This window comes from Methanobrevibacter sp., assembly GCF_036307625.1.
Taxonomy (GTDB): Archaea; Methanobacteriota; Methanobacteria; order Methanobacteriales; family Methanobacteriaceae; genus Methanocatella.
Window position 1 is genome coordinate 27046 of record NZ_JAXJXF010000167.1, and the last position, 21198, is coordinate 48243.

General features: G+C 32.1%; 11 protein-coding genes. 7 read left to right on the forward strand and 4 right to left on the reverse strand.

The window, feature by feature from the left end; translation table 11 throughout:
- Positions 1-9 precede the first annotated feature (9 nt).
- Genes UIB65_RS10630 through UIB65_RS10640 form a run of 3 tightly spaced genes read left to right on the forward strand, consistent with a single transcriptional unit; the run spans position 10 to position 3850 of the window.
- Positions 10-825 carry an ABC transporter ATP-binding protein gene (locus UIB65_RS10630; RefSeq protein WP_296804828.1) on the forward strand — a complete coding sequence of 272 codons (816 nt, stop codon included), beginning with the start codon at positions 10-12 and terminating at the stop codon, positions 823-825.
- 12 nt (positions 826-837) lie between these two features.
- Entirely contained in the window at positions 838-1347 is a 510-nt protein-coding gene (locus UIB65_RS10635) for a hypothetical protein (RefSeq protein WP_296804830.1), read from the forward strand.
- Between the two features lie 13 nt (positions 1348-1360).
- Entirely contained in the window at positions 1361-3850 is a 2490-nt protein-coding gene (locus UIB65_RS10640; protein ID WP_330041590.1) for a CDP-glycerol glycerophosphotransferase family protein, read from the forward strand.
- A 17-nt stretch (positions 3851-3867) separates the two neighbouring features.
- Here UIB65_RS10640 and larB read toward each other — a convergent pair whose 3' ends face one another.
- Positions 3868-4632 (reverse strand): nickel pincer cofactor biosynthesis protein LarB, encoded by a 765-nt coding sequence (gene larB / locus UIB65_RS10645; protein ID WP_296804833.1) that lies wholly within the window; start codon positions 4630-4632, stop codon positions 3868-3870.
- 52 nt (positions 4633-4684) lie between these two features.
- Between larB and hypF the strand changes: the two genes are divergently transcribed.
- Positions 4685-6925 carry a carbamoyltransferase HypF gene (hypF, locus tag UIB65_RS10650; RefSeq protein WP_296804835.1) on the forward strand — a complete coding sequence of 747 codons (2241 nt, stop codon included), beginning with the start codon at positions 4685-4687 and terminating at the stop codon, positions 6923-6925.
- A 55-nt stretch (positions 6926-6980) separates the two neighbouring features.
- Here the strand turns inward: hypF and UIB65_RS10655 are convergent, their stop codons facing one another.
- Positions 6981-7556 carry an ArsR family transcriptional regulator gene (locus UIB65_RS10655; RefSeq protein ID WP_296804837.1) on the reverse strand — a complete coding sequence of 192 codons (576 nt, stop codon included), beginning with the start codon at positions 7554-7556 and terminating at the stop codon, positions 6981-6983.
- 306 nt (positions 7557-7862) lie between these two features.
- Here UIB65_RS10655 and grpE point away from each other — a divergent pair, with 306 nt between their 5' ends.
- The 3 genes from grpE to dnaJ all read left to right on the forward strand — a co-directional run bounded on the left by grpE (position 7863) and on the right by dnaJ (position 11627).
- Positions 7863-8414, forward strand: coding sequence for a nucleotide exchange factor GrpE (grpE, locus tag UIB65_RS10660; RefSeq protein WP_296804839.1), 552 nt, complete (start codon positions 7863-7865; stop codon positions 8412-8414).
- 46 nt (positions 8415-8460) lie between these two features.
- A complete protein-coding gene (dnaK, locus tag UIB65_RS10665; RefSeq protein WP_330041594.1) occupies positions 8461-10350 on the forward strand; it encodes a molecular chaperone DnaK in 1890 nt (629 codons plus the stop codon).
- 134 nt (positions 10351-10484) lie between these two features.
- The gene (gene dnaJ / locus UIB65_RS10670; RefSeq protein ID WP_330041596.1) at positions 10485-11627 is read left to right on the forward strand and encodes a molecular chaperone DnaJ; all 1143 of its coding nucleotides are present in this window, start codon (positions 10485-10487) and stop codon (positions 11625-11627) included.
- 391 nt (positions 11628-12018) lie between these two features.
- Here dnaJ and UIB65_RS10675 read toward each other — a convergent pair whose 3' ends face one another.
- Together UIB65_RS10675 and UIB65_RS10680 are read right to left on the reverse strand one after the other, a co-directional pair.
- A complete protein-coding gene (locus UIB65_RS10675) occupies positions 12019-16302 on the reverse strand; it encodes an Ig-like domain repeat protein (RefSeq protein WP_330041598.1) in 4284 nt (1427 codons plus the stop codon).
- A 193-nt stretch (positions 16303-16495) separates the two neighbouring features.
- Positions 16496-21100: a right-handed parallel beta-helix repeat-containing protein gene (locus UIB65_RS10680; RefSeq protein WP_330041600.1), complete on the reverse strand. Its 4605-nt coding sequence runs from the start codon at positions 21098-21100 to the stop codon at positions 16496-16498.
- Positions 21101-21198 lie beyond the last annotated feature (98 nt).

The window sequence follows — 21198 nt, forward strand, 5'->3', positions numbered from 1 at the left end:
GGTAATATTATGGGTATCACAGATAAAATTCAAGGAATATTTGGAAAAAAAGAAAAGAATGTATTGCCTGCAAACAATAAAAACAATGTAGCAATTGAAGTAGATGACCTAGTAATGGAATTCAAGGTTACTAAAGACAAAATTGATACACTTAAAGAATATGTAATTAGAACCCTTAAAAGAAATAAAAAAGAAAAGGAAAAAATTAGAATTTTAGATGGAATTTCTTTTAAAGTTTACAGAGGAGAAAGAGTGGGAATTCTTGGGTTCAATGGAGCTGGAAAAAGTACCTTGCTTAGGATTCTTGCAGGAATATATGAACCAACCGAAGGTACAATTAAAATCAATGGAAAAGTTGCACCATTACTTGAAATAAGTGCAGGATTTGATAAAAATTACACCGGAAAAAATAATATTTATTTGAATGGTGCTTTTTTAAGTATGGATGAAGAGTATCTTGATTCAAAATATGATGAAATCGTTGAGTTCTCAGAGCTTGGGGAATTCATCAATTACCCTGTGAAAAATTACTCCAAAGGTATGAAATCAAAATTAGGATTTTCTGTAGCAACTGCAATAAATCCAGATATCCTCATTATTGATGAAATATTAGCTGTAGGAGATATTAAATTCAAAAAGAAAAGTTCAGAAAAGATCCAATCAATGATGAAAGACGGCGTCACAGTATTATTAGTTTCACACTCCATTCTTCAAATCAAGAAAATATGTGACAAATGTATCTGGATTGAAAATGGGAAAATCGTAATGGAAGGAGAAACCAAAAAAGTTTGTGACGCATATGTTAAAAGTAGTAAAAAGAAATAGAAAGGTTTTAACATGGATAAAAGATGGGCATTTATTATAATAATATTACTTATCGGATTAGGTTCTATGGTTTTAATAGTATCTAATTCAGATACTGTAGGCAGTGCGATTGTAACTTTTAGTAAAACAACAATAACATTGCCTCATGGTTATTCCGTAGACGAAGCTGATGGATACAGCGTTTCATTATATAAAAAAGACGGTGCTGAAAAAATAACCATTGAAGATGAAGGAAAAAAAGATACATCAAAAGAAAGTTTAATGAATCTAAGTGACGAAATATTGGGACTGGAAGGCAATAATACCACTACCAATATAACAAAAAATAAAATAAATAATGTATCTGTTTACCAAACGGAAATAACCTATGAAAATGGAACAGTGTATTTGAGTAGTCTCTATTATCAAAAGCACACCTATATTATAATTATGGAAAAATTTAAAAACAAGGATGATGTGGACAAGGAAATAAAATTCATACTAAACACCATGCATCCAGACTATAAGCAATCACAAGATTAATAGAGGAATAAAGTTGAGTGAATTTAAATTTTCAGTAATTATACAATCAAATAATTTTAAGTCAGATGTTGAAAAAACACTCAACTCCCTAATTAATCAGACTTTAAATTTTGAAGAAAACATCGAAGTCATTGTTATCTGTAATGAATTAAACCATCAAGATTACAATAACATCAAATATATTAAATCCGAGTCATCAATTACACTTAATGATGGAATAAAATATGCCAATGGAGAATATATTCTTTTTTTAGAAGCTAATGATTACATATCCGAAAATACATTGGAAAATACTTTAAAATTTATTGAAAAAAACAAGAATGTCGATTTGATAACAATACCAATGTATTACTATAAAAACGGTAGAAAGGAAATATATCTGGATCATCGGTTTAACTCTTCAAAAACATTTAATTTGAACAAAAACCCGGAAAAGATTCAAATAATCGAGCGGTCAACTTTTATAAGAAAGGATTCAATCAAAAATAAATTTATAAATGAAAATAATAAATTCCCATCATTTTTAACTGAAATATTAATAAAAAATCCAATATTGGGGATTTGTAAAGAAGGAAGCTATTATATTGAAAACATAGAGGAAAAAATACTGCCTACCGAAGAATTTACGTTTAACCCTGAAGAATACGAAAAATATATTGAAGATAATCTTGTAAATCCAATTAAAAAAAGCAAAAAGGAATTTTCAAGAATTCCCAAATTTGTACAATATGCATTATTAAATCAACTTAAATGGATTGCAACAATCGAAAAAGCACCGGAAAAATTGGATTTGGACAAAATTAAAAAAATTACCCAGGTAATTGATGATGAAATAATTCTAAATAATATTCTAATTGAAAATGAAATTAAACTATTTCTGTTTTTGTTGAAATATGATAATGAATTAAACGATGAAATTAAAGAAAAATTGCTATTGACTACTGTTTTTATTGATATCTATGACATAATAAATAATGAACTGTACCTTCTGGTTAGTTTAATCAATACAAGAAAAAATGATTTTGAAATTCTGCTTAACAACAAAAAATTAAAAATCAATGAAGTTCAATTCCCCCAATATGACTTATATTCATTAGGGCATAAATTCGCATCCAACAGATCTTTTGAAGTGAAAATACCATTATCTATTGATAAACAATATGAAATTCAATTCAAATCCCAATCAAAACAGTTAAAAATTGATTTTTCAAGGCCTTGCAACTTTTCCAAAATTGTAGGATATGCAAAAACCCAACACTTCTTAAGTGTCCTCAAAGATGAAAAAATAATAATTAAAAAGAAAACTGCTCTAAACTGGATAAAGCAAGAATTAAAATTCATGACAAAAATGATTAAAAATCATGATGTAGGTTTTTTAAAGGCCATTCCATTTAGAATAGCTTACATGTTAAGTTACCCAATCTTAAAAAACAAAAAAATATGGTTTTATATGGACCGTCCGAACGAATCAGACGATAATGGATTGCATCTTTTCAAATATTCAGTCCAACAAAATGAGCCTATTGATAAATATTTCATTTTGGATTCAAAAAACAGGGATTATGATGAAATCAAAAAAATTGGAAAAGTAATCCCCTACAAATCCCTAAAACATAGATTTTTAGGATTATATGCTGAAAACATTATAACATCACATCCGGACAATGGAATTATCTACCCGTTTTGGGGAGGTTATCCATATTTTGCAGGATTGCTGAAATCAAACAATATATTTTTGCAGCATGGAATTCTTAAAGACGATATTTCAGATTGGTTAAATAAAAAAAATATGAATTTATCATTCTTCCTTGTGAGTTCCGAAAAGGAATATGTATCAATCTTCAGATATCATTACAACTATGATGAACAAGTAATTCAATTAAAAGGTTTGCCTAGATATGACAACCTCCAAAATGTAGAAGATAAGCATGAAATCATCATTATGCCTTCATGGAGACGATATTTAACCGGAAAATCCAACAGTTACATTGAGGAAACCGAATACTTTAAACGATTCAATAGCTTAATCAACAATGAGAAACTAATTCAGAAAGCACGTGAAAACAATTATGAAATAATCTTTAGACCCCATCCCAACGTTTATAACTTCATTGAATTATTCGATGAAAATGATTATGTCAAAATTGATTACGAAAAAACCAAATTTCAAACGCTATTCAATAATGGATCATTATTGGTTACCGATTATTCATCAGTAGCTTTTGATTTTGCATATTTATATAAACCCGTAATTTATTATCAATATCTCAATGATTACCACTTCGATGTAGAAAAAAGCTTTTTTAATTACGAAACCATGGGAATGGGAGAAATATGCGAATCCGAAGAGGAACTTGTTGACTTGATAATCGATTATATTGAAAATCAATGCAAAATTAAGGAAAAATACATAAAAAGAACTGATGATTTTTTCTTATTCAATGATAAAAACAATTGTAAAAGGGTTCATGAAGCAATAAAAGAAGTTCCTCCAAAGGATTAACTCCCATTATCTTCCAATTATATTATGCCATTAATAATAGTAAGAGCAAATACACCAGCACCAAATCCATTGTCAATGTTGACAACTGCAATTCCAGGAGCACATGACTGAAGCATCGCATCCAAAGCGACTCTGCCGCCTTCTCCCACACCATAACCCACAGATGTTGGAACACCTATGACCGGAACATCAACCAGACCTGCAACAACAGACGGAAGAGCCCCCTCCATTCCTGCACAAACAATAAATACTTTAACTCCTTCACGAACCATATAAGCTATTTGAGGAAATAATCTATGGATTCCTGCAACACCAATATCATAGGATGTGATAGCTTCACAGCCACCTTCCTCAACAATGACCTTAGCCTCCTCAGCAATATTGATGTCAGATGTTCCTGCGGTAATGATGCCGATTTTTGCAATCGGATCGTTTTTACGAACTTCTTTTCTAATTACCAAAATTTGAGCTCTTTTGTTGTAATCATATATGAATGAATCCCTGCCCAAATCATTTAAAATTTTTTCATATCTTTCATCGGACAGTTTTGTTATTATCAGGTCCTCGTCATTAGCTTCAAGATATTTTTCAATTATCAAAATCAAATCATCATAATCTTTGCTCTGTGCAAAAATAGCCTCCGGAAAACCTGTGCGGTCATTTCTTTTGATATCAAACTTAGCAACATCATCGAATTCCAATATAGCATCTGATTTTAATATCTTTTCAGCCTCTTCAATATCAAGTTCACCACGGACCAATCTTTCAAGAATATCTTTCATAGTATTACTTAGGATAAAATTTTATATAAAATTTAACTTAAATAATATATTTATGAAAGCTCGGAAGGTTTTGACACAGGGAATAGTTCAAGGCGTAGGATTCAGACCATATGTATATAGGCTGGCATCCGATTTGAATCTTAAAGGATATGTAAGAAACCTTGGAAACGTTGTCGAAATCATAATTGAAGGTGAAAATACAGAATTATTCATTGAAAGGCTTCCAAATGAATTGCCACCAATAGCCAAAATAGATTCAATGATAATAGAAGACATTGAAGCGGAAGCCTATTCCAACTTTGAAATTATTGAAAGCGGAGATGCATACTCCGGAATTAGTGTAATTCCACCAGACATTGCAATTTGTGACAAATGCCTAGAAGAGATAAGAAACCCAAATGACAGACGTTACAAATATCCTTTTAATGCATGCACCGACTGCGGACCCAGATTTACTGTGATTGAAAGCGTGCCATACGATAGGGTAAGAACCACAATGGATGAATTTCCATTATGCGACGAATGTCTTGTCGAATATAGGCAACCTTTAAACAGAAGATACCATGGCGAAGCAATTTGCTGCAATGACTGCGGTCCACAAATGGCTTTTTATGAAGGTCAAAATAAAATTGACTGTGAAAATCCCATAAAAATGGGTGCTGAAGTGTTGGAAAAAGGAAAAATATTAGCCATCAAAGGAATAGGAGGAACACACCTGGTTGTTGATGCATACAATGACGAAGCAATCAAAGAACTGAGAAGCCGTCTGAATCGTCCAAATCAGGCCTTTGCAGTAATGAGCAAGGATTTGGAGTCTGTTCAAAATTATGCACAAACCTCAAAAAAAGAAATCAGAACAATAACTTCAAATAAAAGGCCAATAGTTATTTTAAAGAAAAATGACAATTATCCTTTCCCTGAATCATTGTCACCGGGACTTCACAATATTGGAGTAATGCTTCCTTACTCTCCAATGCATTATCTGCTTTTCGATGAAAGCGATATCGACACATATGTCATGACCTCTGCAAATACGCCCGGCGAACCGATGATGATTAAAAACGAAGACATCATCAACGGAATCAATGACTATTCACTAATCCACAACCGTCGGATTTTAAACAGATGCGATGATTCGGTCATCAGATTCAGAAACAACGAGCTATCATTCATCAGACGTTCTAGAGGATATACTCCCGAACCATATAAAATCAATTATGAAGTAAATGAGTTGAATGTTCTGGCTTTGGGCCCTGAGCTTGATGTTACATTTTCCATTGCCAAAGATGATATTGTATACCCATCACAACACATTGGAAATACAAACAAACCGAAAACATTGGAATTTTTAAAGGAAGCTATTGAGAATATGCAGAGAATCACCAAAATTCACGATTTTGACATGATTGCATGCGATATGCACCCTCACTTTTTCACCACCCGTTTGGCACATGAACTGGCTGAAAAGCATGATGCCGAAGTTATGCCTGTCCAGCACCACCATGCGCATTCCGTTGCCCTTGCAAATGACAGTACAATTGATGAAATGATTGCAATAGCGGCCGATGGAGTGGGATATGGAAGCGACGGTACAAGCTGGGGAGGAGAAATACTTTACACAGATGTCAAAAGCTTTGAAAGAATGGGTCATCTGGAAAGCCAATTGATGCCTGGCGGAGATATGGCAACAAAATATCCTGCAAGAATGCTTGCAAGCATTTTAAAAGATGAAGATTTGATTAAAAATTATTCCAATCATTTCAAATATGGTGAAATGGAAATAAAAAATATTTTCAAACAGATAGAGTCCGGAATCAATGTTGGCAAAACTTCAAGTACAGGAAGGGTTCTTGATTCGATGGCTGTTGCCCTTGAAATATGTGACAAAAGAACTTATGAAGGGGAATGCTCCATGAAACTTGAGTCATGTGCCTATTATTCAACCAAAGATATTGAGATTCAATATCATATTGAAAACAACATATTAAACACTACCGACATTCTAAGACAGGTAGTTGAACTGTACCAGAACGGTGAAAAAAAGGCGGATGTTGCACGTGCAGGCCAGATTGCAGTGGCTAAAGGATTAAGCGAACTTGCAATAATTGCAGCAGAGAATAAAAAAATTGAAAATATTGGAGCCACCGGTGGAGTATTATATAACGAATCAATTACAGATACCGTAAAGAATTATATTGAAAATAACGGATACGAATTTATCCAACATAAAAATACATGTGCCGGAGACGGATCAGTATCTCTCGGACAGGCAATTATCTCCAAAAAAAAGTAAAAAATATTGTTTGAAATTATTATTCAAACAATCAGATTAATGACCACAAAAGAAGTTATTTTCCTTTCAAAGTTCTCTCAAGAATATATTCCGCCCTTTCTAAAAGGTTTCCATATAATCTTATCTGGTTTTTCAACTCGTCAATAGCTTCAAGTTGTCCATCATCAATTCTTTTTTCAATGTCTAAAAGTTTTGACCATTCGTCACCTGACGGGAGTTGTAATGTATTTAATATGTCATCTGAGAGATTTACATCAAAAGTATTCCTATTAATTGTAATATGTATATTCACTTCATTTTGTAAATCGTAGTATTTACGTGGGCGGCCTCTTAAAATTTTCTTGTATGATGAATTTAAGATACCTATATCCTCCATAGCACGCAAATGCTCAATGATTGCCTTTTGACCAATATCAAGTTCATTGGATATTTCACTGACAAACATAGGTTCTTCCCTTAAAAGATTTATGATATCCCTTCTAGTTTTACAACCCATTACATCAAGTATATCTTCTTTATCAATGTCTTCTAAATGGTCGTTATAGTTTCCTCTAATTTCAATGTGGCCATTAGAAGAATTGACATTTCTATGATATCTATCATTTTTATTAATGTCATTACTATTACTCATGGTTATACTATTATATATTATTCATATTTAAATTATTGTATTTTTATTACCCATTGTAAGAAAAAAGTCAAAATAATCGAAACCTTTATATAACTTTTTGTTACTATAATATAGTAAGAGAAAGATAACTTTTGGTTACTTTAATATTTGGTTCAGAAAAACTTAAAGTAATAGCTCTTAAATGATGAACCATTTTCCTATATGTCCATAAATTCCCAAAACCAATATTAAAGTTCTTAAAGATTTATATTCTCGATGCAGAGTTATTACCTGAGTTTTTCAAAAAAACATTAAAAGGGTGCACGTATGACTGATGAAAATAAAAGCGAAACTGAAGTTGAAACTCAAGATACTTCCGAAAAGTATGATGAACTTCTTGAGGAGTTAGCATTAAAGGATGAAGAGTTGACTCGACTTAAAGAAGATCTTGAAAAACAAGAACAGGAAACTCAAGAATACATTTCATTATCCCAAAGGCTTCAAGCAGATTTCGAAAACTTCAAAAAGATAACAGATAAGCAAAACAAAGAAATCATAAAATTCGCCAATGAGAATATCATAAAAGAGTTTATAGATTGTTACGAAGATTTCGGCAGAGCTTTAGAAATTGAAAATGAAAAAGATTTAAAAGAAGGAGTAGAACTCATCTACAACAAATTCAAAGATATTTTGACTAAAGAAGGAGTAGAAGAAATTCCTGCAAAAGGAGAAAAATTTGACTTGAATAAACATGAAGCATTAATGGTTCAAAAGTCCGACGATGTCGAAAACGGATATGTTATAGATGAACTGATGAAAGGATACATGTACAAAGATAAAGTCCTCAAATACTCCAAAGTTATTGTTTGTAAAAAATAAAATTCAAGTTTATTAAATTATTTATAAAAAAAAATAGGTGATAATTATGTCTGACGCTAAAAAAGAAAAAATTATTGGTATCGATTTAGGAACAAGTAACTCAGCTGCATCTGTACTTGTAGGAGGTAAACCAACCCCAATTCCTTCCGCTGAAGGAGCAAGTCAATATGGTAAATCCTTCCCAAGTTATGTTGCATTTACTGATGACGGTCAAATGTTAGTTGGTGAACCTGCAAGAAGACAAGCAGTTACAAACCCTGAAAATACCATCAGTGCAATTAAAAGAAGCATGGGTACTGACCACAAAGTAACCGTAAACGGAAAACAATATTCCCCACAGGAAATTTCCGCATTCATCTTACAAAAAATCAAAAAAGATGCAGAAACCTTCCTCGGAGAACCTATCGAAAAAGCAGTAATTACCGTACCGGCATACTTTGACGATAACCAAAGGACTGCAACCAAAGATGCAGGAACCATTGCAGGATTAGATGTTGTAAGACTCGTAAACGAACCAACTGCAGCAAGCCTCGCATACGGTCTTGACAAAGCAGAAGAAGACGACATGAACATTATGGTATACGATTTAGGTGGAGGTACCTTAGACGTAACCATTATGGAATTCGGTGGAGGAGTATTTGAAGTAAGATCCACCAGCGGAGACACCCAACTCGGTGGTACCGATATGGATAACGTATTAATCAAATACTTAGCTGATGAATTCAAAGCTAAAGAAGGAATTGACTTAATGGATAATGACCAAGCAGTACAAAGATTAAGAGAAGCTGCTGAAAAAGCAAAAATCGAATTATCCACCACCACAACTACCGAAGTAAACTTGCCATTCATTGCAATGGGTGCTGACGGAAGTCCTAAAAACTTAATCATTTCACTCACAAGAGCAAAATTAGAAGAGCTCGTTGATTCAATTGTTGAAAAATCCGGTAAACCAATGCAACAAGCATTAGATGACGCAAAAATGAGCAAATCTGAAATTGATAAAATCATCTTAGTTGGTGGACCTACCAGAATGCCAATCGTGCAACAATTTGTTGAAAAATTCATAGGAAAACCTGTTGAACGTGGTATTGACCCAATGGAATGTGTATCCATGGGTGCTGCTATTCAAGGAGGAGTATTAGCTGGAGAAATTAAAGACATCGTTCTTTTAGATGTAACTCCATTATCCTTAGGTATTGAAACCTTAGGTGGTGTATCCACTACATTAATTGAAAGGAACACTACAATTCCTACCAAGAAAAGCCAAATCTTTTCCACAGCTGCAGACAATCAACCTTCTGTAGACATCAACGTATTGCAAGGGGAAAGAAAAATGGCTGCTGACAACACTTCACTCGGACGTTTCCAACTTGTAGGAATCCCACCTGCACCAAGAGGAGTTCCACAAATCGAAGTAACATTTGATATTGATGCAAACGGTATTATCAATGTAACTGCTAAAGATAAAGGAACCGGTAAAGAACAAGCGATTACCATTACTTCCTCAACAAAATTATCCGACGAAGAAATCGAACAAAAAGTCAAAGAAGCAGAAATGAATGCTGAAGCAGACGCTAAAAGACAAGAAGAAATCGAAATCAGAAACAATGCAGACTCATTAATTTACACTTCAGAAAAAACCTTAGATGAACTCAAAGATCAAGTATCTGAAGATGAAAAAACTAAAGTCGAAGGACTTGTAGCTGAATTAAGAGAACTTATAGCCGGTGATGACATTGATGCCATTAAAGCAAAGTCTGATGAATTATCCAATGTAGTTCAAGAAATTGGTGCAAAAATTTATCAACAGGCACAAGCTGAAGCTCAAGCACAACAAGCACAACAAGCTCAACAAGGTGCCGGAGCTGACCCTAATGCAGGTGCTAAAGACAAAAATGATGACACAATTGATGCAGACTATGAAGTAAAAGACTAGAATTAATAATAATGTTTTATTAAGTTGTTAGGTAATATAATAAAATCAGAATCAGAATCAATAATAAACTAACAATAAGATAAAACAAATTATTTTTTCTATCTATTTTTTAAATTATCATATAAGGTGAATAAATGGCAGACAAGCGAGATTATTACGAGGTTCTTGGAGTAGATAAATCTGCGGATGAGAAGACTATTAAAAAAGCTTATCGTAAATTAGCCAGAAAATACCATCCAGACGTTTGCGATGAGCCAAATGCTGAGGAAAAATTTAAAGAAGTGAGTGAAGCTTACGCTGTCCTGTCCGATAATGAAAAACGTCAAAGATATGATCAATATGGTCATGCAGGAATGGATGGATTTACTGCAGAAGATTTCTATCAAAACGTGAACTTTGAAGATATTTTCCAAGGATTTGATATAGGAAACATATTCGATATGTTTGGTTTTGGCGGAGGAAATCGTAGCCGAGGCAGAACCGGCCCCCAAAGAGGTTCAGATATTTACACAGAAGTTCCAATTACATTGGAAGAAGCATTTAATGGTTGCGATAAAGAAATCAAAATTACAAGAAGCGAATTGTGTCCTACATGCCAGGGGTCTAAATCCAAACCTGGAGTAGAGCCAGAAACATGTTCAACCTGTGGAGGAACAGGACAAATTAAAGAAGTCAGCAACACCATTTTAGGTCAAATGGTAAATGTAAGACCATGCAGACAATGTGGTGGTACTGGAAAAATCATTAAAGAACCATGTGAAGATTGTCATGGAAAAGGCAGTAAAAGAAAAACTAAAACTATTAAAATCGAAATTCCGGAAGGGGTTGATGAAGGCAATCACTTAAGAGTTTCCGGTGAAGGAAACTGTGGTGAATCAGCAGGTATTGAAGGAGATTTGATTGTTACTGTACATATCAAGAAAAATAAACAATTCAGACGTGAAGGAGATCATTTATACATAGAACAGCAAATTAGTTTCCCGCAAGCTGCATTGGGTGATTTAATAAGCATTCCAACAATTGAAGGAAAAGAAGTGGAATTCAAAATCACACCTGGAACACAAAGTGGAACAGTATTTAAGTTAAGAAGCCAAGGAATGACCTCATACAGACATCAGGGAAGAGGTAACATGTATGTTACTGTCACTGTTGTTGTCCCTAAAAAATTGAACTCCAAACAGAAAAAATTACTTAATGAATTCGCCGAAATTAGTGGCGATGAAATTAAACATGTTGAAAAAGGAATCTTTGACAGAGTCAAAGATGCAATGAAATAGATTAGCTATTTTTGCTAATTTATTTTCCCACCACCATATTGATTTTAGACATGATTAAAATCATAAGCTAAACTATTTTTACCTAAAATATCAATCAAATATATCATATTGTAACATATATTTTATAAAATACTTTTTTTCACCAGTCAAATGTAGATGTCCACATACACTTTTGATGAAAACTAACTTTAACAAAAAAAACAGGGATTTTTTAGTCGATTTTTTCCATGTGATTAATGCAAGAAAGAGTCTATTAAATAATAAGTAAATGGAAACCTTTCAATTAAAAATAGCCATATTTTCATTAAATAGAGCCGCTCTTTAAAAATAGTAAATTTGAATTTAGATATCTACATGAAAAAAATAAAAAAAGTATAGAGATTAAAAATCTCTATTTTTTAACTGTAATTACAACAGATTTTGAGGATGCTTTGTAGTAAGAATTTCCTGCAAATTTGACAGTAGATTTGTAAGAACCTGCTTTAGTTAATTTGGTAATTTTGAAAGTAGCTTTACCTTTTGAATTGGTAGTAGCTTTGTAGGTTTTACCTTTAACTTTTAAGGTTACTTTAACTTTCTTAATAACTTTATTTTTACTGTCTTTTAAGGTTACAGTGTATTTTTTAATTTTAGTTTTAACTTTGAAAGTTTTTTTAGCAGCAGTTAATTTTGTAGCTTGTTTGGTGAGTTTAATAGTTGAGGTAGCAGAACTTGCTACATAATTATTGTCACCAGCAAATTTCATGGTTAACTTGTAACTGCCTGTTTTAGTTGCTGAAAGTTTGTAGCTGATTACACCTAATGAGTTTGTAGTGTAAGTTTTGGTTTTACCATTAAATGTAATTGAAACTTTTTTATTTGCTAATCCATTTCCTTTCATATCCACTAAAGTCAATTTGAAATTATATCCAGATTTAACAGTAGTTAATAAAACGGTTACAGATGAAGATGCTTTAATAGCGGAAGCGGAAGCATCTACAGTAATAGGAGTTGAAACATCCTTAGGACCATATTCTTCATTACCTGCAAATGAAGTTACTGCAACATAATAACCAGCATTCAAATCAACTACAAATGCTGCATAACCTTCATCATCAGTTGTTGCATTGTAAGTTACATTGTTGACAGTTGAGAAAAGAGTAATATTGGAAACAGGATTACCATTTTCATCATATGCCATTACAACATAGAGTACACCATCTGCATATTCAGTATATACTCTTGGAGATGCTAAAATTATTTTATATTCAGGAGCATTGCTTGTAATAGTAGCATTAGCTACTTCAACAATAGCATTGTCACCTACACCTTTAGCACTTGCTAAATAGTTATCTTTAACTGTTGCATCATTGTTAGTTAAATTAATAGCTGAATCACCAGTAGTTTGAATATTGTTATTAGTAATTGTAGAAACACCTTTAACAACTTTAATACCAATGTTTTGAACTCCGAAACCTTCCCAAATAGATTCGTTACCTACATTAGAACCTTTTGCGGAAATTACGTTGTTGTCAACCACTAAATTAAATCCTCTGTATGCAATTCCAGTAGTATAATTACCTGCTAGAACAACATTATTATCAGTTACATTACTTTCAACATCACCTAATGAGAATCCGAATACGTTATATGCATCACCAACAATGTCATTACCAACATAAGTTGCTGAAACATTAGCACCATTCATACCTGAGTAAATTCCGTAAGCGGAAGTAGAAGATTTTACTGAAATTCCGTTATCTTTTACAACTCCAGTAGCAGGACCTTCGATATCGATACCGTTAGAATAATAATTGGATGTTGTATTAATATCGTTTGAGTTAATATTGAAATTATCACCAGTAATTATTATTCCGTAAATATAAGTATTTCCATTAGATATAATATCATTATTTGAAATTACAGCATTGTTGGAATTTTTGAAGTCAACAGAGTAAATAGTATCATAATTTCCAACAACATCAGTATATTGAACATTTACTGTATTATTATCAAAAGTAACATTGTTAGAACTTTCAACAACAATACCTTCGGAAATAGGAGAGCTTACCCAATTTCCACTACCTGAAGGCACTTCAGCCCAAGGCACATAAGAGGAAACCAAATCTAAATCAAATTTATTAGAATCAATTACAGCACCTTCAACATCATTAATATAAACAGCATTGTTGATACCGGTACCATTTGTAGCACCCTGATAATCAACAGTGTTATTGGAAACTATTAAACCAGCAGCATCTACAGCATAAATTGCATAAGCATTTTTATCAACATTAGCAACAGTATTTATAAAGTTACCAGTCAATGAAGCTTCAGTAACATTATTGAGAATGGAAACACCTTTACCAGGACCGGCAATGACGTTATTGTTAATGTTCACATTACCTTTAATAACTTTAATACCAACAGCTTCAACACCAAATCCTTCCCAAATTGACTCATTACCAACTTCACTGGATTCTAATACAACATTATTGTCAGCAATGGTTAATTTGGAACCTCTATAAGCAATACCAGTAGTATAATTACCTTTTAAGTTAATAAAGTTATTTACAATATTACTGTCCACATCACCAACAGACATACCGAATATATTGTAAGCATTACCTGAAATTTCATTACCGCTGTAGTTAGCACTTACATCTGCACCATTCATACCGGAATAAATACCGTAAGCACTAGCACCACTTATTACTAAAACACCATTATTTTCAACAATACCAGTAGCAGGACCTTCAATATCGATACCATTAGCATAATATTCGCCAATAGAAGTTATATTATTAGCTCTTATTGTGAAATCATTACCAGAAAGAATAATTCCATAAATATAATCTTTACCCACAGAGGTAATTTCATTATTTGTGATTACAGCATTATTGGAATTTTTGAAATCTACAGAGTAAATGGTATCATAACCGTATGAAGTAATGACATCAGTGAAATTAGTAGATACAGTATTACTATCAAAACTAACATTATCAGAATCTTCAACAACAATACCTTCACTAATAGGAGCACTTATCCAATTTCCACTACCTACAGGAACTTCAATCCAAGCAACATCAGCAGAAACTAAATCTAGATCAAATTTATTTCCGTTTACAATAGCTCCATCAGCATTATAAAGATAAATTGCATTATTGATTCCTGTACCTTTGGTAGTGCCTTGGTAATCGATATGGTTGTCAACAATTTCTAAACTAGCAGTATCATTAACATAAATTGCATAAGCATTTTTATCAACATTAGCAATAGTATTAATCATGTTATTTTTCAATACTACATTAGTTTCATTGCCTGCTAAGGAAACACCTTTACCAGGACCAGCAATTACATTATCAGCAATATTTGCAGTACCTTTAATAACTTTAATACCAACAGCTTCAACACCAAATCCTTCCCAGATAGATTCGCTACCTACTTCAGAAGAATTTAAAACAAATTTATTACCACTAGCAGATAAAGATACTCCTCTATAAGCCATACCAGTAGTATAATTACCATTAATTAAAACAGTGTTGTTTATAACATTGCTTGAAACATCACCTATTGAAAAACCAAAGATATTGTATGCTTCACCGGAAATCTCATTACCAGTATAATTTGCATTAACATCAGCACCATTCATACCGGAATAAATACCATAAGCACTACTACCAGATTTAACTTCAATGACATTGTCTTCTACTACACCTGCAGCAGGACCTTCAATATCAATACCATTAGCATAATATTCTCCAGTAGATTTAATATTATTAGCTCTTATTGTGAAATCATTATCAGAAATAATGATACCATAGATATAATCTTTACCCACGGAAGTAATATTGTTATTAACGATTACAGTACCTGATGTTCCTGAAAAATCAACAACATAAATAGTGTCATAACCATAGGAAGTAACAACACCAGAATAAGTAGTATTTATATCATTACTATCTAAAACAGATCCATTTGAATCTCTTACAGCAATAGTTCCACTAATTGGACTACTTACCCAATTTCCACTTCCAGGAGGAATTTCAGCCCAAGGAACATCAGCGGAAACAATTTTAGCCTTAATTTTGTTACCACTAATTATGGTATTATTGGAATTTGAAACACGAATCGCATAGTTAACTTCCCATCCTGTTGTTGCACCGACATAATTAATGATATTGTTCATAATTTTTAAATTATCTGCAAAATCAGCATTAATTGCATATCCATTAATGCCAGCATTTGCATTAAAATTAATAGTAGAATCTTCGATTAATACATCAGATGCATTGGAAACAGAAATTCCAAATTCACCTTTATCTTGATTAATAGTTAAACCGGAAATAACAACATCACTAGATTTGACATCTATAGAAATGTTGGTTAATACTGCATCATTACCGCTTATTTTAATTGAGCGGTTAAGAACAATATTATCTACACCAACATTAGAAATATCTCCACTAAATATCAATTCATCTGAAGTGACGTTACTCAATAGAGATCCAGTACTATCAAAATAATTATTAAAATTATCTTTTGTTACAACATTTTCATTTGCACTCACTGCTTGAGAATCTTCTTCAACAGCAAGTGGTTCATCGATAACTATTTCATTATCAATAGCTGCGACATCTGTAGCATTGTCACTAGCAAAAGCAGCGCTTAATGACAACATCACTACAGAAAGCATGATTAATGAAATAAATAAACTTTTTGCTTTGATAATTTCACCTCATTTAAATATAATTAAAGTAAACAATAGCCATGAAAATCATAATTAATTGAAAAAAAAATTGACTATATGCATATAAGTTATATTTTAAAAATATTTAAATGTATTTAAAGAAAAATTGAAAAAAAAGTAAAATAAGGGTTAAATAACCTTATTTTTTAATTTGTATAGTATTCTTAATAGTGCATCCACCATAGCTTGAAGTTATTGTGAATTTACCTACCTTTAAATTTTTGAGTGATGCAGTTGCAACACCTTTTTTGTTTGTTTTGGCAGTGTACTTCTTACCACTAATCTTAAAAGTAATCTTTTTACCTTTTAAGACCTTGCCTTTTTTATCTACCAATTTGGTAGAGAATTTAATTGTTTTGGCTTTTTTATGCACCATATTTTTTGCAGACAAAGTTGCCTTAAAGGTAATTTTATTGGATTTTGAAACACCAGCATAAGCAGAGGTAATAGTGTACTTACCAACGCCTAACTTAACTGAAGCGGTTGCATAACCAGATTTATCAGTTTTGGCTTTTATTGTTTTTCCATTGACTTTGAAGGTAACTACTTTTCCAGCACCTACTGCCTTGCCCTTAGTGTCCAATATGCGAACCTTATACTTTACAGTATTTCCATAATAGACAGAGTAATCCTCTCCTCCAGATATAGGATTTACAATAAGTACTTTTGATGTAAGAGTATTTTCAGAGTATTTTCCTTCAGCAAGTGAATTAACAGTTGCTTGATATGAACCTGCTTTAACATTTGCAGGCAATACAAGTTCACCTTTGGCATTTGAAGTGATTGGATAGGTAGTTGAACCAAGTTTCACAGATACTTTTTTATTTCCAACAACATCACCCTTGGAATCTTTTAGAGTACCCAATATTCCTTTGACATACATATTTGAGTTAATAGATATTATAACGCTATTTCTTGGTGAAACGGTTAATTTAGACTCAAAACTTGCATCATTATAATTGTTTAACCCTGATATGTCTGCACGAACAATGTACTCACCTGCATCCAATGAAACAGGAAGCTCATAGAATATTTCAGCATTACCCTGACTATCTGATACTGCTGTTCCCATAGGGAAATCTCTGGCACTTTGCCTAATAAATTTAACAGTTGCACCTTTAATTGGATTACCTAAAGGATCAACAATTTTTAAAGAAATTGATTGGGTATCGCCTTGAATTATAGTTATATTCTCAAATGTCACACCAACATCAGCTTTATTAATATCAAATAAAATTTCATAGACTGATGATTTATAATTTTCCTTAAACAATTGTGCTGTAAATCTATAAGTTGCAGGTTCATAAGTTTTATCAAAGGCATAGTTATAAACAGCAACTCCATTTGAAACTATTGCATTTCCTATCAGATTATCATCCAAATCATAGAATTTGACAATAGCTCCGTTTAACTCATCTCCAAATGTTATATTAAATTGACCTTGTCCCAAATACTTAATTTCACTTACTTTAATAGTATAATTAGCAATGAATGCATAATTGTCAGAAATCTCATTTCCTATTGTGTTATTTACTGCAGCATTACCAATGCCTTTTTCTGAAACCAAATAATTATCCACAATAACATTATCAATAGCTTCATTATCAATTATGATTGCATAACCTTTAGCTGAAGTAATATTATTGGCATTTATTCTGTTATTTGTGGAATTTGATCTAAGATATATTCCGGCATTTCCGCATTTAAGGGAATCCAAGTTTCTAATGGTCAACTCTTTACCATTGCCGTTTGCAAGTATATTATTGTTTGAAATAATATTTTCTTTACAAATAGAAAGCAAGATTCCATAAACCTGTTTTGCATCAGTTTTAAAATCATTGCCAGTTATTACATTACCATCAGAGGATAATGCTTCAATTCCATAAATAACTTCTGAATTCAATGTAACATCATTTCCTTCAATAGTGGTCATTTTTGACAGCTCTAAAGTAATTCCATAAGTAACGCCGCCAGCATTTAAGTTAATGACATTGCCTTTTAAAATAGTTCCTTCAGATTCAGCACCTATAATTAAACCAGTGGCAAAATACGGACTTTCAAGAGTTATGATATTACCTTCAAAAGTATTGTTTGTAGCGCCTTGACCTTCAGGAGCTTTATGACCAGTATTATAGCCTAAAACCCCCATTCCATAAACATAATTGTCTTTGCCTTTTACATTAACAACATTGTTTGAAAAAACGTTGTTATGACTATTGAAATATAAATCTATACCGACTAATGAGTTTGTAGAGTTATCTTCGCCAGTGGTTGAATGAACTTCAGCCAATTTGGAAGTGACATTTACATTATTTCCGGAAACAACATTATTTGATGAGTATAATAATAAAATTCCGTATGTTTGATAAATTTCGGAAATAACATGTGCACCATCCATACAGTACTCTTCACCATCAATACAAAGTTCATTACCATCAATACAATAAGACTTACCATCTATAACAAGCTCATTACCATCAATACAATAAGACTTACCATCAATTACAATCTCATTACCATCAATACAATAAGACTTACCATCTATAACAAGCTCATTACCATCAATACAATAAGACTTACCATCTATAACAATCTCATTACCATCAATACAATAAGACTTACCATCTATAACAAGCTCATTACCATCAATACAATAGGATTTTCCATCAATATATAACTCATTTCCATCAATACAATACTGTTTTCCATCTATAACAATTTCGTTACCATCAATACAGGTTTCAGGTCTGAAATTATAAACATCACCAGTACCAATTGTTTTAATTGTATTGTTTGCAAAATTACAATCTTCACAAGCATATGAAAGTAAAGTAAATGTTAAATAATCCCCTTCGGAAGTTAATTGATTATTCCACACGTCAACAAATGTTGATTCTAAAACATAAACAGCATAAGATGCCTTAGGGTCATTTACAGAAATATTATTGTTAACAATCCTTACACCTTGAGCCTGATTTACGAAAATTCCCCATGCATTGACTCTTTCAGCTTCCTTATTGATAATGTTTAAATTTTCAATTAATACATTACCAGTAGTAACTTTAAATGTTGAATTATAGAATGTACAGTCTTCACCAGTGATTCTGATACCTTTATTGATGTATATTACCTTATTATCGAATGTACCTTTAAATTTTAAAATATCCCCATCATTAACCAAACCAGTCAAACCACCATTTGCATTGATATATTCATCAAAATTAGATGGATTGATTGTAAAAGTATTGCCTTTAAAGACATAAGTTGGTTTTGAAGTATCAATAACTCCTGCAGGAGTGTGAATATCTTTTCCAAATACATTATTAGATTGAATATCAATATCGGAAGTGTCAGCTTGAACACCGCTTGCATCTATCGCAACTCTATTGCCAGTTATAATAGTGTTTCCAGTTATAGTCACATTAGAAGGCATTCTTCTGGAACTTAATTTCTCGATTAAAATTCCAACACCGAAATTGGAATCAATAACATTATTTTCAATCAAAAGACCTGAGCCTTCATCTTTTTCATAAATTCCAGATCCGAATTCTGTGAAAACAGTATTATTTCTAATTACAACATTTGAACCAGCAGCGACAATACCCCTACCTGCTTTTGATACATTCACCCAATTGTTTTCTACAATGGAATTGTCAATAACAGTTATTCCTGCACCGGTTGATATTATTTTACAATCGATAATAGTGTTATTTTTAACAATTGCACCATAAGATCCAACAATTGCATATTCCCCACCAGTTTCAACACCAGGGTGGTTGTAATCAGCACCAGTGATATTCCTAATAGTATTGTCTATGAAAATATTGCCGTAGCCGGCAGAAGAAATACCCCTATAACCTCTAATAACATTATTAGCTTTGATTGTATTATTGTTACCCATGATTTGAATGGTATAACTCCATGAAGTAGGCAAAACATTAATATTGCACATGACAGTATTATTGTAAATAATATTGAAATTAGAAACCCCACCTTTTATAGGACCTCCATCATAACTAGACAAATAAATACCATTAGCATCATCGACTTCCACTTTATTATTAGCAATGTAGTTATAATGAGAACCACTTACAAGCAAGGTTGGAGTTGACCTTGTACCATGACCGTATGTAATACCATATGTCTTTAGGTCATTATCTGTTACATTATTATGATTAGCACCATTAGCAACACAAATTGTATAAGAAGCCCTTCCAGTATTTTTTATAGTACAACCCTGAATTACACAATTGCTTGCTGAGTTTAAAAATATACCATAAGTCTCAGCTTTTGTATTTGCAATATTAAGGTTTGATATTGAACTTCCAGAAGCACCGCTTAAAAATGTAATCATGGAATTTTTCATATTATTTGAAGAAGTTCCCACAACATTGATTTTTTTATTAAAAATAAAATTCTTTGATGAAAAATTTCCATCCAAATTAATTGTATCTCCTTCCTTTACATTAGAAGATACCAAGTTTCCCTTTAAATCAAAATATTGATTATAATTCGCATCAGTTATTGTATGTGAAGAAGATTCCAACCGATTTTGTGAATCTTCTACAGTTAAAACATCATTAGAATTATGATTAATATTGACATCAGAAGATACCTCAGCAGTATCATAAATAGCTTCATTACTTACAGCATTAGTTTCATTTAAATTTTCCGCAGCGCTAACCGCACCAATTGAAACCAATAAAAGCAATAAAACTAAACAAATATTAATTTTTTTACTCATATTATACCTCATCAAATTTAATTTCAAATTTTAATTGAAAATTTGATAAAACAAACTTTAAAAATTTTCTATTATGTTATAATTTATGATAAAATACA